Source organism: Pseudomonas sp. LBUM1652 (genome assembly GCF_059716105.1).
Genome location: NZ_CP166804.1, coordinates 321,738 through 334,799, shown reverse-complemented (window position 1 = coordinate 334,799; position 13,062 = coordinate 321,738). Strand labels below are relative to the sequence as shown.

At 58.0% G+C, this 13,062-nt stretch carries 17 protein-coding genes and 1 pseudogene; 2 read left to right on the top strand and 16 right to left on the bottom strand.

The window, feature by feature from the left end; translation table 11 throughout:
* The 11 genes and pseudogenes from ACA069_RS01500 to ACA069_RS01450 all read right to left on the bottom strand — a co-directional run.
* A complete protein-coding gene (locus tag ACA069_RS01500) occupies positions 1-1,794 on the bottom strand; it encodes a DUF927 domain-containing protein (RefSeq protein ID WP_497616017.1) in 1,794 nt (597 codons plus the stop codon).
* Positions 1,781-2,662 (bottom strand): toprim domain-containing protein, encoded by an 882-nt coding sequence (locus ACA069_RS01495; protein ID WP_497616016.1) that lies wholly within the window; start codon positions 2,660-2,662, stop codon positions 1,781-1,783. The genes ACA069_RS01500 and ACA069_RS01495 overlap by 14 nt, the downstream gene beginning before the upstream one ends.
* On the bottom strand, positions 2,659-2,886 hold the full coding sequence (locus tag ACA069_RS01490; protein ID WP_497616015.1) for a hypothetical protein: 228 nt from the start codon (positions 2,884-2,886) through the stop codon (positions 2,659-2,661). Before ACA069_RS01490 ends, ACA069_RS01495 begins: the two co-directional genes overlap by 4 nt.
* Positions 2,879-3,166, bottom strand: coding sequence for a hypothetical protein (locus tag ACA069_RS01485; RefSeq protein WP_497616013.1), 288 nt, complete (start codon positions 3,164-3,166; stop codon positions 2,879-2,881). The genes ACA069_RS01490 and ACA069_RS01485 overlap by 8 nt, the downstream gene beginning before the upstream one ends.
* 3 nt (positions 3,167-3,169) lie before the next feature.
* The gene (locus tag ACA069_RS01480; protein ID WP_497616011.1) at positions 3,170-3,502 is read right to left on the bottom strand and encodes a hypothetical protein; all 333 of its coding nucleotides are present in this window, start codon (positions 3,500-3,502) and stop codon (positions 3,170-3,172) included.
* The gene (locus ACA069_RS01475; protein WP_497616009.1) at positions 3,499-3,744 is read right to left on the bottom strand and encodes a hypothetical protein; all 246 of its coding nucleotides are present in this window, start codon (positions 3,742-3,744) and stop codon (positions 3,499-3,501) included. Before ACA069_RS01475 ends, ACA069_RS01480 begins: the two co-directional genes overlap by 4 nt.
* A 472-nt stretch (positions 3,745-4,216) precedes the next feature.
* Positions 4,217-4,735 (bottom strand): Rha family transcriptional regulator, encoded by a 519-nt coding sequence (locus ACA069_RS01470; protein ID WP_497616007.1) that lies wholly within the window; start codon positions 4,733-4,735, stop codon positions 4,217-4,219.
* Positions 4,732-5,031, bottom strand: a complete 300-nt coding sequence (locus ACA069_RS01465; RefSeq protein WP_244142430.1) for a helix-turn-helix domain-containing protein — start codon at positions 5,029-5,031, stop codon at positions 4,732-4,734. The genes ACA069_RS01470 and ACA069_RS01465 overlap by 4 nt, the downstream gene beginning before the upstream one ends.
* A gap of 1 nt (position 5,032) precedes the next feature.
* Complete coding sequence (locus ACA069_RS01460; protein WP_497616006.1) at positions 5,033-5,200, bottom strand: hypothetical protein; 168 nt, start codon at positions 5,198-5,200, stop codon at positions 5,033-5,035.
* Positions 5,201-6,513: 1,313 nt separating this feature from the next.
* A complete protein-coding gene (locus ACA069_RS01455; RefSeq protein ID WP_497616004.1) occupies positions 6,514-7,938 on the bottom strand; it encodes a tyrosine-type recombinase/integrase in 1,425 nt (474 codons plus the stop codon).
* A 547-nt stretch (positions 7,939-8,485) separates the two neighbouring features.
* A pseudogene (locus ACA069_RS01450) lies at positions 8,486-8,596 on the bottom strand (helix-turn-helix domain-containing protein); the annotation flags it as partial.
* A gap of 486 nt (positions 8,597-9,082) precedes the next feature.
* Between ACA069_RS01450 and ACA069_RS01445 the strand changes: the two are divergent.
* Complete coding sequence (locus ACA069_RS01445; protein WP_250606395.1) at positions 9,083-9,364, top strand: DUF3077 domain-containing protein; 282 nt, start codon at positions 9,083-9,085, stop codon at positions 9,362-9,364.
* 44 nt (positions 9,365-9,408) lie between these two features.
* Here ACA069_RS01445 and ACA069_RS01440 read toward each other — a convergent pair whose 3' ends face one another.
* Both ACA069_RS01440 and ACA069_RS01435 read right to left on the bottom strand, forming a co-directional pair.
* Positions 9,409-10,089 (bottom strand): RES family NAD+ phosphorylase, encoded by a 681-nt coding sequence (locus ACA069_RS01440; RefSeq protein WP_497616002.1) that lies wholly within the window; start codon positions 10,087-10,089, stop codon positions 9,409-9,411.
* Complete coding sequence (locus ACA069_RS01435) at positions 10,086-10,496, bottom strand: MbcA/ParS/Xre antitoxin family protein (protein ID WP_187678907.1); 411 nt, start codon at positions 10,494-10,496, stop codon at positions 10,086-10,088. Before ACA069_RS01435 ends, ACA069_RS01440 begins: the two co-directional genes overlap by 4 nt.
* Positions 10,497-10,829: 333 nt before the next feature.
* Here ACA069_RS01435 and ACA069_RS01430 point away from each other — a divergent pair, with 333 nt between their 5' ends.
* Positions 10,830-11,756 carry a LysR family transcriptional regulator gene (locus ACA069_RS01430; protein ID WP_187678908.1) on the top strand — a complete coding sequence of 309 codons (927 nt, stop codon included), beginning with the start codon at positions 10,830-10,832 and terminating at the stop codon, positions 11,754-11,756.
* On the opposite strand, the gene ACA069_RS01425 is transcribed toward ACA069_RS01430, so the two are convergent.
* From ACA069_RS01425 to ACA069_RS01415, 3 genes are read right to left on the bottom strand one after another with little or no spacing between them, the layout of a single operon-like run.
* Positions 11,673-11,990, bottom strand: coding sequence for an AzlD domain-containing protein (locus ACA069_RS01425; RefSeq protein WP_007909127.1), 318 nt, complete (start codon positions 11,988-11,990; stop codon positions 11,673-11,675). The two genes, ACA069_RS01430 and ACA069_RS01425, sit on opposite strands and share 84 nt — an antisense overlap.
* Positions 11,969-12,685 carry an AzlC family ABC transporter permease gene (locus ACA069_RS01420; RefSeq protein ID WP_497615999.1) on the bottom strand — a complete coding sequence of 239 codons (717 nt, stop codon included), beginning with the start codon at positions 12,683-12,685 and terminating at the stop codon, positions 11,969-11,971. Before ACA069_RS01420 ends, ACA069_RS01425 begins: the two co-directional genes overlap by 22 nt.
* Positions 12,682-13,059, bottom strand: a complete 378-nt coding sequence (locus tag ACA069_RS01415; RefSeq protein ID WP_016986309.1) for a GNAT family N-acetyltransferase — start codon at positions 13,057-13,059, stop codon at positions 12,682-12,684. The genes ACA069_RS01420 and ACA069_RS01415 overlap by 4 nt, the downstream gene beginning before the upstream one ends.
* Positions 13,060-13,062 lie beyond the last annotated feature (3 nt).

Sequence of the window (13,062 nt, the reverse complement as noted above, 5' to 3'; positions counted from 1 at the left end):
TCATGCGCCACCCCCTTCGCGATCCATTACCTCTGGATCAACCACGTACAGGCGAGCTTGGCCACCACCCGGGAGGCGGTAGTTTTTGGTTTTGCGTTCGCTGTCGCGGCGGGCGAGAACATTCGCGGCCTCCAGCGCTTTGATGATGCGAGACAGGCCGTAGCCGTGGGCGGCCTCGATTAGAGCTGGCTTGTTGAACAGATACAGACGGTTGTTGCCCACGAGCTCCCAATAGCCGGCCCGGTTGAATACCTTGGTGTCGGGGGTCGTGTCGTCGACATCGGAAAAGCGGCTGCTGCCGTGGCGATCGATAAAGTCGAGGATACCGGCCAGGATCTGGCGGTCTTCGGCATTGCCGCTACCGACCCGGCTGAGCCATTCGCCATACAGCAAACGGCAGTCGGCGAGGGCGGTGCCCGGCTCCCAGGGCAGCAGGCCGTAGGCGGTGGCCATCTCGCCCGCCAGCGCGATCACCGCGAAACGGTCAGCCACTCGGCCGGCCTGGGCGTTGTCTTCGACGAAGCTGGCGCGCACGCGGGCGAAGTCTTCGAGTAGCCCGGCTTGGTCGTCGCTGGCGAGCAGCTTCTCGACGAACGCTGGTCCGAGGTGGCCGTGGTGGGCGCCGACCGCCACGGTGAGCTGGCGGTGAAAGTCCGCGCCCTCCAGGCCGTGCAACTCATCAAAGGCCCGATGCGTGCGGGTGCCGGCGTTCACGTCGACCATGCGCAACTCGGCGCCAGCGTGGGCAGCGTTGCCGGATATGGCAGCGTGCTCGGAGAGTGAGCGCTCGCCGCTTGAGAGCGTCAGCAAGCGCCAGCTCAATTTGGCGCGACCTTCACGCTCCCGGGTCATGGTGCCTTTGCCCTGGCCGTTGGCGAGGGAGTAGGCCATTTCCTGAACGCGCTTGGGGTCTGCGCGCTTGATCTCGTCCAGGGGCAAGATGGTGTCGTTACGGCTCGACGCCTCGATCTCCAGGCCGCCCTTGGTCATGTCCCAACTGGCGGCGAACACGCCAGGGTCACCCCACACCGACGAGCCGATCAACTGCGCCAGCGACTTGCCGCTCGAGCTGTCGCCCACCAGGTGAACACCACCGCCCAACACGCCGACCAGGCTTAGCAGCGGCCCGGCCAGCGAACAGCCGATTGCCAGCGTCAGTACCGGGTTGCCGGCGCACTTCGCGGCCACCTCCGATTGCCAAAGCGCCAGCTCACCGCGGCGGCTGAAAAGAACCTGAGCCTTGTTGCTGGCTTGGTATCGCACTTTGTCACTGCCGATCGTCCGCCCGGGCAGCACGAACGCTCCCGATTCGTGCCAACCCGGCCGGCTGGTGGTGGCAAACACTTCTGCAGGATGCTGGTCGAGCAGGTACTCCATAAACGTGCCGCGTTTCTTGAGGGCGATAATAACGCCCATGCCGAACAAGGCGCGCCGGGCGTCCTCGCCGCTACCGCCGAACACTTCCATGGCAATGATCCATTCCTTGATACCGCCCTCTGTAACCAGGCGCAGCAAACGGCCTTCGCTACCATCGTCACTGTTGGTGGTGCGGGCTACGACGGTGACGGGGCTGGAGATCCACTCATCAGTGATAGGCCGGTCGCCGGTATCGCCCTCGGCGTCATCTTGATCGGCGGCGCTGCGTTTGAAGCTGTGCCAGTAAACGCCGGGGCGCAGCTTGCGGCCTTTCTCGTTGATCACCCAATGCTCATACACCGCCCAGCAGGGGCGATCTGGAGCTATGGTCGCGGCGTCCGGCCGAAGGTTGATCACGTTGGTGTCAGGCTTGGACATGGGCTAGCTTCCAGTTGGCGAGGTCGTTGAAGTCGGTGAGGTCATCGGGGGCGCCTTCCGGCCACTCAGGAAAAGCCACTTGACCACCCACGGCTGCCGCCGCTGCGTTTGCCGCTGCGCGCCCCGGGTTGCCATCGGTGAGCCGGTCGTCGTCTCCGGCGATTACGATTGGCTGGTCCGGGTAGCGAGCACGAAGGGCCGTCGCCGCCGGGAGCAAGTTTCCCGCGTTCATAGCAGCAGCAACGACATAGCCGCCGTGCTGGTGGAGGCTGGCGGCCGTCGCCCACCCTTCGCAGATGCAAAGCACAGAACCGGGCTCGATGATGCCCAGCGGCGAATAGGTGCCCTTGATCCGACCGCCGAACAGGAAGCGCTTGCTGCCGTCCGGAGCAATTCGTTGCAGGTTGACCAAGTGCCCATCCAGGTACAGCGGGATCAGCAGGTCAGCACCACGCTGGCGTAGGCCGTAGGAGCGAACCGCCTTGGCGACCAAGTAAGGGTGGTCCGGTGAGGCTCGGCACGCATTGCGCCACCAGTGATTAGCTCTCTCGGCGGCCTGCTGCTGGCGCCGGTGTTGCTCGGCTTCGCGCTGGCGCCGGGCTTGGTCTATGCGCTCACGGATATGAGCCGCTTCGCGGGCGTCCACCGGTTCGCGACTACACCAGGTGCTGGCGCCGCCGGCCTTCCAACTGCCGAATGCTCCGGACGCGATACCGTCAGCAAACAACGTGTACCAGCCATTTAAGGAGCCGGCCTTGTCGCTTGGTACGTGGAACCGGTGAATGGTGCCGTCGGCCAAGGGAAGCCAGTCGAGAGGGCCATAGACGGCCTGTAGCGCATCACGGAATAGGATCGTTGCGTCTGTCATGCGGCCCCCTTCGGCGGGGTAAAACGCTTGGCCAAGTTCTCCAGTTTCTGCGTCAGGCGCTCCAGCTCATCGCACTGGCGGCCTTGGTCGCCTTCCGAGATGCGCAGTTCCAGGAAGCCGACCAGCGTCTCCACCAGCAGCACATAGCTGGCGCTGTCGATATGAGCGCCAGCAGCGGGTGGGCCGCCACTTCTCTTGCGATTGATTGGGGTCACGTCACCCATGGCTGACCTCCCGGTGATCAACACCAGCAAAGGCCCGGCAAACTTGACCGTTGTTCACACCGTGCCAGTGGGTGATGTCGTCGATTGAGTCAACCAGGCGGGCCGTCACCTGAGCGTCAGTACTGCGCATAACAACGCGCCCGCACTCAGCGTCGGCCTCGGTCAAAAACGGTCCCAGCAATGCCTTGGGCACCTTCGGATGCGTGACGTAAAACAGTTCGGTGGCTTTCTTCAGGCAAGCCGATCCCGTCGACGCTGATGCGCCGTTTTGAATTTTCATGTTTTAAATCTCTTCGAAGTCTTTGGGTTCGAACCGTGCTGCGCCGCCGCGAATCACGCGCAAACCAAGCACCGCAGCACGTGCCACGCGATCTATAAATCCGATTTCAAGATTGGTGGTGCGCCCACCCATTCCGGCAATGGCAAATTGAATAGCGTTGAACGCTTCGGTTTCATCGTGGGCGGCTAGCTCGAATACTTCGCCTTCGAAGAACTCGATACCCTTCTGCCAGTCAGCTGCTACGCCGGGATTGTTCCGAGGCCAGTTGATCAGTCGCCCTTCAGGATCGCGCTTCGTGAAGCTAAGGTGCTCCCGTGATCGGATAGAGGCGCTCATTCGGCCACCTCCGCGGCATCCAGCGCCTTCTGCATCTGTTCGACTTCGCTGTCGACATAGTTCGCCCAGTCGTACCCGAGGAAGCTGCCAAGGCTGGCCAGCTCTTCGATATCGTGCGACTTGCCGTACTTCAGGTCCTTTGTGATCGCGTTGAACAACACCCGCATATTGCTGATGCGTTCGTGTGTGGCGCGCAGCAGCTCAAGGGCTTCGTCGGCGAGGCGAGCGATTGGCTGGCTCATTGCACGCCCCCTGAGGTTTCCAATCTGCGGACTATGGTCATGTGAGCGTTGTAGCGAGCGAGTCGAACGGAGAGGGACGAGTTTGCGCGGAGAGCACTCAGGGCCATACGGCGGTGAGCAAGGGCGCGAATTGCGGACGGAATGAGGGCCGGCATCTGTAAAGCTCCTTCTGCTAACGAGGAGCTGCCACGATCCTTCCTACGGGATTGGGTGGCAGCTGTGCGCGGGGTAGGAATACCGGGGCAAAAGGAGCCCGGCCAGGCCGAAGCCTGCCCGCACACAGCCGCCATAACACGGAACTGCAAGCGAAAAAAAACGCCTGCAGAAGTGATCTGGGCGCTGTTGCGCCTTTTGCTTCTCGGGTTCCTACGCCCGGTCGCTGAATTTGCAGCGACAGACAAACCATACCTACGGGTGCGACTGCTGGCAAGAAAACTTATCGACTGTTCATCCCCGATAATGAGCAAGGCGTTCATGGGCGCAAGTCCTCCACGTCGATCGGCAGCTTCAGCTGTTCTCTCAGATGGGCGACGTGGGCGTACACGCCTGGTTTGTCATAGCGCCAGTGCGCCAGCCGGCGACCACTGATGCTGGCTTCGTTCCTGCGCGCTATAAGTGTCTGAGAGGCGTGCCCATATCGGGCTTCACGAAAAGCCACGATGAGGCTCGCTTTCAGTTCCACGACGCGGTCCGTGTTGCGGGACAGCGACAGCAGGAAGAATGCTTGATCCTCATTGAGCAGGGCGAACCTAATATCTCCACCGCCATGCTGGCCCACCGGTCTTGCCTCCGTTTGAAACGCCAGCAAGCCGAACTCCTTAAACTTAATCAGATAGCGCTCGATCAGCGCGATAGAGTTCTTGTGTTTGTTGTCCAACTGGTCGGCCAGCACGCGGCTGTCGACGCGAAGTTCACCCTGATACGCAGCGAGGATAATGCGGGGATTTCCCGTACTACCCTCTCCCGTAGTTTTGAAGATCTTCGCCGTCATGACGCCACCTTCTGCACCGGGCCAGCGCTCAGGTAATAGGTTGCAACCTTCTGGTGATCGCGACCGTGGTCATCTTTCAGCGTACTCAGGTGGGTAACGATGCCATGCCCCTGCGCACGCAACTCAGCAATGCGCGCTCCCGGTCGCAGAATGTTCAATAGTGCGATGGCTTGGAAGGTATTGATCGAGCCATGCTGGCTCAGATACGCCAAAAGGCGCATGCGCTGGGCGCTACCACTGGTGTCGTTATTGGTTTGCGCTGAGCAACTCATCTCGGAAGGAAGGATCTTTTCCATGTCAGGCCACCCCATCGTCAGCGTTAACTTCGGCAACGACGAATTGAGAGCGGCAAACGAGAAAACGATTGGGCACCAATGCGTTTAAGGGTACAGGAAGGGATACAGCCGCTTTTTCCAGGCCAAGCGAACCCGTCCCCGCGCCAGCGCAGAGTTGATTGGTCATCATGGGTTAAGCCTCCTGACTGAGCAGAAAGGATTCCACAGACTCGGGTTCCCAGCGGACGGAGCGGCCGAAGCGGATGGGTGCTGGAAAGCCGGGAGTCTTGGACCAGCGCCACCAGGTAGCGCGGCTGACTTGGTACTTGGCGCAGAGCTGCGCGGCGGTAGCGCGTGTCCCGGGGATGGGCAGGTTTGGTACATCGCTAATGCGGGTGGCGGTTTGTGCCATTTGCGGTAACTCCAATCAATGATGGAATACCGAGGGGATCGAGTCGTACTGAGCCCACCAGATCCTGCAACAGAATCAGAGTGCGCGCCGTCGGAAAATACGCCACTGGCTAATACACCAGTATTGCGTATTACCATTATCGGTAATACAGTCCGCCCGTGTACGAATAGGCACATGTGCCTATTCGTACATCCAGAAGCCGTCTCAAATGCTTCTCCCCCTCGGGGTTGTGTGCTGGCCTAGCTGGTATGCAGAGGACGCTCCAACGTCCTTTCCCGAATGAGCCCCTGGTCTTCGACCACCAGGGGCTTTTCTTTGTCTGCGATTCCAACTGGCAGCGATCCCAACAGCAAACGTCAACCAGTTGTTTCATATGGTCAAAGCACGTTGCTGGGTTATGCAGCAGATTCTAAAGCGCACTGAATAAAAAAACCAAGAAGATTATTTACGATCTCCTGTACGCAATAGTTATCCCCGGACATTTTCAGAGCCTTACTTACTGTCCCAGACGGTCTCACCTGTACCCACACATACCCACACACACCTTGGAACCCCCACCTCCCCACCCACGAACCGTTCGTCGGAATACAGCGAAACGCCCTAGGGCTGCGGGTTTCAGAGGGACTAAGGAGGGACTGATGAGGCCCTCAATAGTCCCTAGCACGAATCATGCGCCTTTCGTAGCTGAGAATTTTTATACATGGTTTCGCTAATGTTCAACCAGCCGCGACACGTTTTGAGAATTACGAAAACGTGTCGCGACCTTGATAGATGGTGACACTGAAGTGCGCGGCCTGGACTTCCACTCAAAGTGGAAACTTACACTTAAAGTGTACTTAGCTCTGTTATGAACAGTTTCCCTGTTTATTTGCGCTTATTTGCTGTTATTCCTACTTATACGTAGTTTCTGCGCCTTTTAAGCCAGAGTTGTGGAACGGAAAATCGCTGCACCCTGCGTATTCTGGGGAATGGGCGGAGGACTGACGGTGGTGTCCTATAGCTTCACAGGCGCGGATTCGGACGTTGAGCTGCCGCTTTTGACGATGGCTTAGGCTGCTGATCCCGCCTAAAGGCTTGCAGCCGTCGAGCCATCAGGACATTGAGTTGGATTTCTTTTTCCGACGCGAGATCGAAAGTACATTCCCAACGTCCTTGGATTCTCCTAACGCTTTAGCCAATGCTTGGTCGAATAGCTCGATAGCTCGACGCTTCTCTGGCAGCGCCGCTTCAGGATTGTTTCGGTAGTGCCGAGATACAACACCTGTCTGGCCATGAGCCTGAAGGAGATCCGACAACCGATCGTCAACACCGTGCTTTTGCATAAGCTGTGTGCAGGTCCGGCGCAGGTCCCTTGGAGAGAATGCAGGGATCTTCACACCATCGATTAGGGAATGCTTGGAATCAAGCCAGTCTGCTACGGCATGAGTAGGACTGCTAATTACGAAGGGCTGTTTACCATGTGTCGTCCAAGGCCATGGATGGTCACCATTAATTTCCCGCACTTGGCGCATGATGGTGATGGCACGGTCAGATAGCGGGACTAGGTGCGGCCGACTCATGGTCTGCCCCCCTCTTCCCTTGCGGTGAATCAATAGCACCGTGCCAGCATCCAAATCATAGTCCGCCCAGGTGGTTTCGATCAGATTCTTGATACGCTGGCCGCCAGTCGATATGACAAATTTAAATAGCAGCCCCATAACCGGACCGATACCGGCCGTGCTCTCAACCGTATCCCAGAATCGCTTCAGCTCAGCGTCTGATAATGCACGTTCGACAGGAGCCGAGACTTTATCGACCTTCACCATCGCTGCTGGGTTGATTTCGAGACTATAAATTTTTGCATTGGAGCGGCCGACCACACTCTCCGCCGTGAGCCCATGATTGAATGCCGCAACCAAGAACGAACGCATACGATCCGCCTGCACTTTGGAGCCACGCTCCCAAATCGGATTGAGGATGGTGAGGATATGATCAGCCCTAATATCCCGAGCCTTCATCCTCATCACCTCCGGGTGAGGCTCCTGCATGTTGGTCTTTAGAAGACGCTCTAACTCCTTCACGACGCCTGGTGTTGCCTTGATCCGACGCGATTCAATGTAGTCCTGAAACAGATCGTGAAAGCTTCCGCGGGACGCCTCAATTTCCGCCAGGCGTAGACGCTCGAGCCGGTCCGCTTCCTCTAATGCAGCTGCAGCTTCTCGACTAGCCGCAGCCGCGGCCTGCTGTTCAGATATGGTCTCCAAGTACTTCGCTATACCGCCCGCGATTGCAACCTCAACTGAAATGCGCATCGCCTGCGCGCGAATGCCATCCAAGCTTTGCTCGTCTGTACCCACACGCGGCTTCTTCGCTAGCGTCCCGAGAGGCAGCCGCTTGTCGCTATCTGAGGTGCGTTCACGGTAATAGGCCTGAATCGCTCCGGAAGCTTTACGCTCGAGCAGCAAAGTCCCCTTTCCACGAGAGCCGACCGGCTCCGACTGACGAGTCTTTACCGCATAGGCTTCCATCTCGGTCATTCGCGTACGCTTAGCCATTCTTTCCCCGTTTTCCCCATCCGTTCCCCGTTTCTCATGCAAAGGTACGCTAACAGGTGAAACATAGAAAGACACCAAATTGGCTACAGGCCATGTAAACACTAGACAGAGCAAAACTTGTGATATTCGATGAAGCGGTACGAAGCCTCAGAGCAAACGGCTTGTAATCAGTAGTTCCCGGGTTCGACTCCTGGTGCCGGCACCATACAAAACGAAGCCCCTGCAGAAATGCAGGGGCTTCGTTGTTTCTGAGGTTTTTATATTTTTAGCCGCGTTTCAGCTTCAGTAGAAATAGCGCCTCTCCTCCGCGCACGTCGATCTAAACGCCATACGCCCTTTTCCCACAAAGCACGGCTTTTACCCAAAACGCCGAATTTCCGCTTTTATGCCAAATTATGAGCTGGCAATAATTATGGCGTGCCCATAAAAAGTGTAATCGCATGAGCAGCGTTTCTCAGCTCACTGAACCGGCGGAGTCAATGGCAACCCGGTTTCCCAGTCCAAGAGTGCTTGATGCCTCGACGCTTTGTTCCTCCGCCGCAGAAAGCAGCATCTGCGTTACGCGCGCGGCCTCACCGGCCTTCATCTGACGTATAGACTCCAGTAAATCCTGCTGGAATTGCTCCAGTTCATCGACCATCGCTGATCTCCTTGTTTTGTTGCTTAGAAAAGGCTAAGGACAAGTCATGACCGACAAAACGCATAGCGCGACATCCTGCGAAATTTGTTGTAACGAGAAGCCAAGCAAAGCCACTACGGGCCATGATTGTGCATCGGCTCTTCCTCAAGCTACCGTTCAATTCGTCGCTGCCAATTCAGCGACCGGGCCTGAGAACCCGCGTAAGATACAGGCGCACCAGCGCCCCAAATCACGATTGCCGGCGCTTTTTTGTGCCCGCATCCAAGTGTAATGGCGGCTGTGCGTGGGAGACCTCCGGGTCTGCCGGGTTCCTGTATCTCCGGTTTCTCAGCCTGCGCATAGCTGCCACCCTTTCGCCTGAGAACGAAAATGGCGGCTCTCATTTGATACAGGGAGTTCACAAATGAATGCCATTGATCCATCAGCAATTCACCGAACTGCAGCAACGGTCACCTCACGACACTTCCTTACGGCAGGTGAAGCGAAATGACCAACTACCTCGATCTGAAAACCCCAGGCCTCACGCACTTTTCCTTCCAGGCCAATCAAGCGCTGTTCCGCACCAATCGTGGTGTTCCAGTAATAGCTGCTCTCTCGCACGCCTCACATTTGCTTCACATCTCCAAGCTACTGACCGCTGACTCCACAGTCTCTCGCGACCCTGACCTTCACGCTTATGCCTCGCAGTATTTGCAGGAGTTAAGCAAGGCGTTGATCGATGATGTAGTGAAAGTGATGGATGCGCCGCCGGACAAGCCGTTGATGTAAATCACCCGCATGAAGCCCTCGTTGATGCGAGGGCTTTTTGCGTTTCAAACCTGACTGACCTCAAACACAAACGAAATCCTGCGCTGGCTCGCACTCCACACATAACGCAGATGCTTGCCCTGCTTCGGTATCGACACCGTCGGCGGGCGGAGCGCCGCGACGCATTCGTGGCCGGGTAAGCGCACGCTGTTGTAGAGCAGACCCCAGGATTGGGCCTCACGCAGTTGCCGGGCGAATGCCTGGGACGGGCTGTAAGCGTCGGGATCCGGGTTGTGCAGGTCCGGGTAATCGTGGCGGATATCGTGCAGCGGTTTAACCACCCGATTGACGTAAGTGCGCATGGTCAACTCAAGATCCGCTTCCTGCGTCGCGGCGAGAAAACGCTCCTGGTGATAACAGGTTTCGGCGATGGCGGCGGCCTGGCTGCTGGCGGCGTAGTAGACGCCGAAGGTGCCGTCACAGAAGCGGCTGCGTTTGCCGATGTGGGTGAACGCAGCCATGACCGGGGTCGAGCCGGGGCCGGAAAGTCGATCTTCCGGGCGCACTCGGGCAAGCACGCCGGCCTTTTCGATCAGGCGATCATTGGTCAGTGCCTCGATGGCGTAGGCGATTTCCAGGTCTTCGGGATCGAGTACGTCTTCGAACAACGCAATCGGCGGGAAGCTACTGTTGACGATCCGGTAAGCCCGCGGCCACTGCGGATCGGCCAGCGCTGGCGCGTTCAACCGCGCACTCCGTCGAGGTAGCGCCGTACATCGGCAATGTCCACAACGCGCCCGGCCAGCATGTAATCCAGCGCGGTTCGACCATTGAAAGGCGCGGCGGTGTTTGGACTACTGACCCATGTATAAGCGCGCTCACGGCTGTTGCTGAAGATGATGCTCAACGCCTTGTGAATCCCCATCAGATAGGAGATGCGCTCGAGGGTGTCGTGGGGCAGGCGCACGTTCGGCGGCAGGTGTTTGTACTTGTAGAACGTGGTGTTGCCGACTCCACCGAGCAACGTGCGTTGCTGATCGGCATTGCAGCCCCATCGCTCCATGAGGTTGAAGAAAAACTTCAGTGCGACGCGACCGGCTTCGGGGGCGTCGAGTTGTTCGCGTGGGGTGAGGGCTGGGGTTGAGGTGGGCATGACCGCCTCCATTGGTAGCTGACATGACTTCAAGCCTAGTACAGATACGGATATTTGTTTTCTTTTAATCCGCTAACGAATCAGCTCGTTAACCCAATATGAATGTTAAAAACGCCGTGATTTGTTATTTCACGTGAGTATTTTTTGACCCCAATCACCCTCAAGTCATCAAAAACCTCGATCCTGTGTCAGCTTCCAGCCATCGGCAGGGACATCAATTCGCTACTAAACCCGCGACAACTATGCTCAGGTGCAGGAATATAGCCGGCATATGGCGCCGGATCGGCAGTCTCGTAAACAACAATACCCAGCCCACTTCAGAGGGCATTACCCATGGATAGCAGAACCTTACGCAACCTCATGCGCATCGTGCAGACCGGCTCGTTGTCGGCCGCAGCCGAGCATTCGTGCCTGACTGTGCAGGCGTTGGCCGCGCAGTTGAACAAGGTCGAAGAGCAGTTCGGTTTCCGCTTGTTTCGTCGTTCCAACAAAGGGCTGACGCTGACGCCGCAAGGCACTGAGCTGACGCCGTATATCGACAAAGTGCTGATTGCCACGCGACAGATGGAAGAAAAAGTCGAGGCGCTGAAAGTGCCCGGGCAGCGCACGTTGAAGGTCGCGTTGAATAACACCTTGGCGCCTGACTTCAACCGGCGAATGATCGGACGCCTGATCGAGGTGTTTCCCGATTATCAGATGGAGTTCAGCTACGCCGAGTCGATGGAAAACCTCAGCAAGCTGAAGAATGAAGACTTTGATCTGGCGGTGCTGATCGGCCCGCAGCGTCCGGGTTTGCCGAGCATCGTCCTGCCGGATGTGCAGGTGCAGGTGGTTGGCGCGCATTGCGGGCAGGAAAACGATCCGTTGACGTTACTGGGCAACAAATTTCAGGTGCGTCCTGCGGAAGATTGTCCGTATTCCCACAGCTTTTTGCGTTTTCTCGACGCCGGGCTGGGCAATCACGAGAACGGCCAGCGCATGGTCTACTCGTGCAGTGAGACGTTGACCCTGTCGCTGATCACACAGATGGATGCGGTGGGCATGGTCTCGCGCGAGGCCGCGCAGAAAAACGGCCTGACGATTTTCCCCGGGTTCGAGGATTTCCTAGAAGTACGCCTGGCGGTGAACAATCCGGAGTTGTCCAATCAGGCGTTGAGCGACGTCGTCGATCTGCCGTTACATGAACGAGCCGAGCGCAATGTACGCAGCCGTCCCAACCGCCACACTGAGAAAGAGGTTTTTGCTGAAATACGCACATAACAGCGTCGGAATGGCTGCATAAAATTCCGGGCGATCGAGCTGTATGTGCTGATCCTTGATCAACAAGGGTGTCAGGCTGATCGCAGCGACGATCGCCACCGGCAAGTATTCCAGCGCGCGCGCGATGAACGGCGGCCAGTGCTCGGTATTCACTTGCAGTGGCAAGGCGCGTGGCAGGAAAGTCACCGCCATCATCAGCGCGACCACCAGAATCAGGAACGTTTGGTCAGGCATACACCCACTCCGCAGCCCACAAACGTGGCGATAAACACATTAAACGGCGAGTTGCCGACCAGGCTCAGTGCGCCCATGCAGATGACGGCCGCTGATGCGGCAATCAGCTTGTTGCGGGTATTGCACAGCGACACCAGCACGTAGAGCATCATCGCGGTCAGCGCGTAGTCGAGCTGGTATTTGATCAAGTGTGCTGCGTATTGCGCGCACACCGCGCCCAGCAAACCGCCGAGTACCCACGCTGTGTGGCAGAACAGGTTGAAGCCAATCAGGTAGCGTACGTTGACCGGCGCGCCAGTGCCGAGTTTCACGCTGTGGAAGGCGAAGGATTCGTCAGTCAGCCCACCGGCGTAGCACCAGCGCTCCATGCGGCTGAGCCCCAACGCGCGCAGGGCCTTGGCCATGTACACCGACATCAGCATGTGGCGTGCGTTGATCAGGAAAGTGGTCAGCACAATGGTGGTCAGCGACGCTCCGCTGGAGATCAGCGCCAGCGCGGCAAATTGTGAAGCGCCGGCATACACGAATAAACACATCGCTACCGGCAGCCACAATGGCAGCCCGGCGTTGACGGCCATCAAGCCGAACACAAACGCCACCGTGAAGTAACCGGCCACCACCGGGCTGGCTTCGGCAAATGTACGCGACGGCTGATGGTTGACCATCAGCGGCGCGCTGCCGGACGTTTCATTCATAGATCCCTCTCAAATGTCCGTTCGCCATGAGGCTCGCAAAAACCCTGGGCAGCCCAGAATCGCTTGCCCGCGAGGTTAGCATCGTCGACGAACAGAAACATCCGCAGCACACCGACCCGCTTCATGTCGGACGACGCCGCTTCAACAAGACGTTGACCGACGCCCTGGCTGCGATAACGCGGGCTGACCGCCAGATGATTGATCGTGCCACGACTGCCGAGCATGCCGCCCAACACCGCGCCGACGATTTCACCCGCCACGTCGAAGGCCAGATAGGCCGTGGTGGTTTTCTGGATCAACACGCCGCGCAGGCATTTGGCATCCTGCCATTCGCAGAACGACACTTCGTCGAACTGACGGAAGAAGCGTTCCATGCG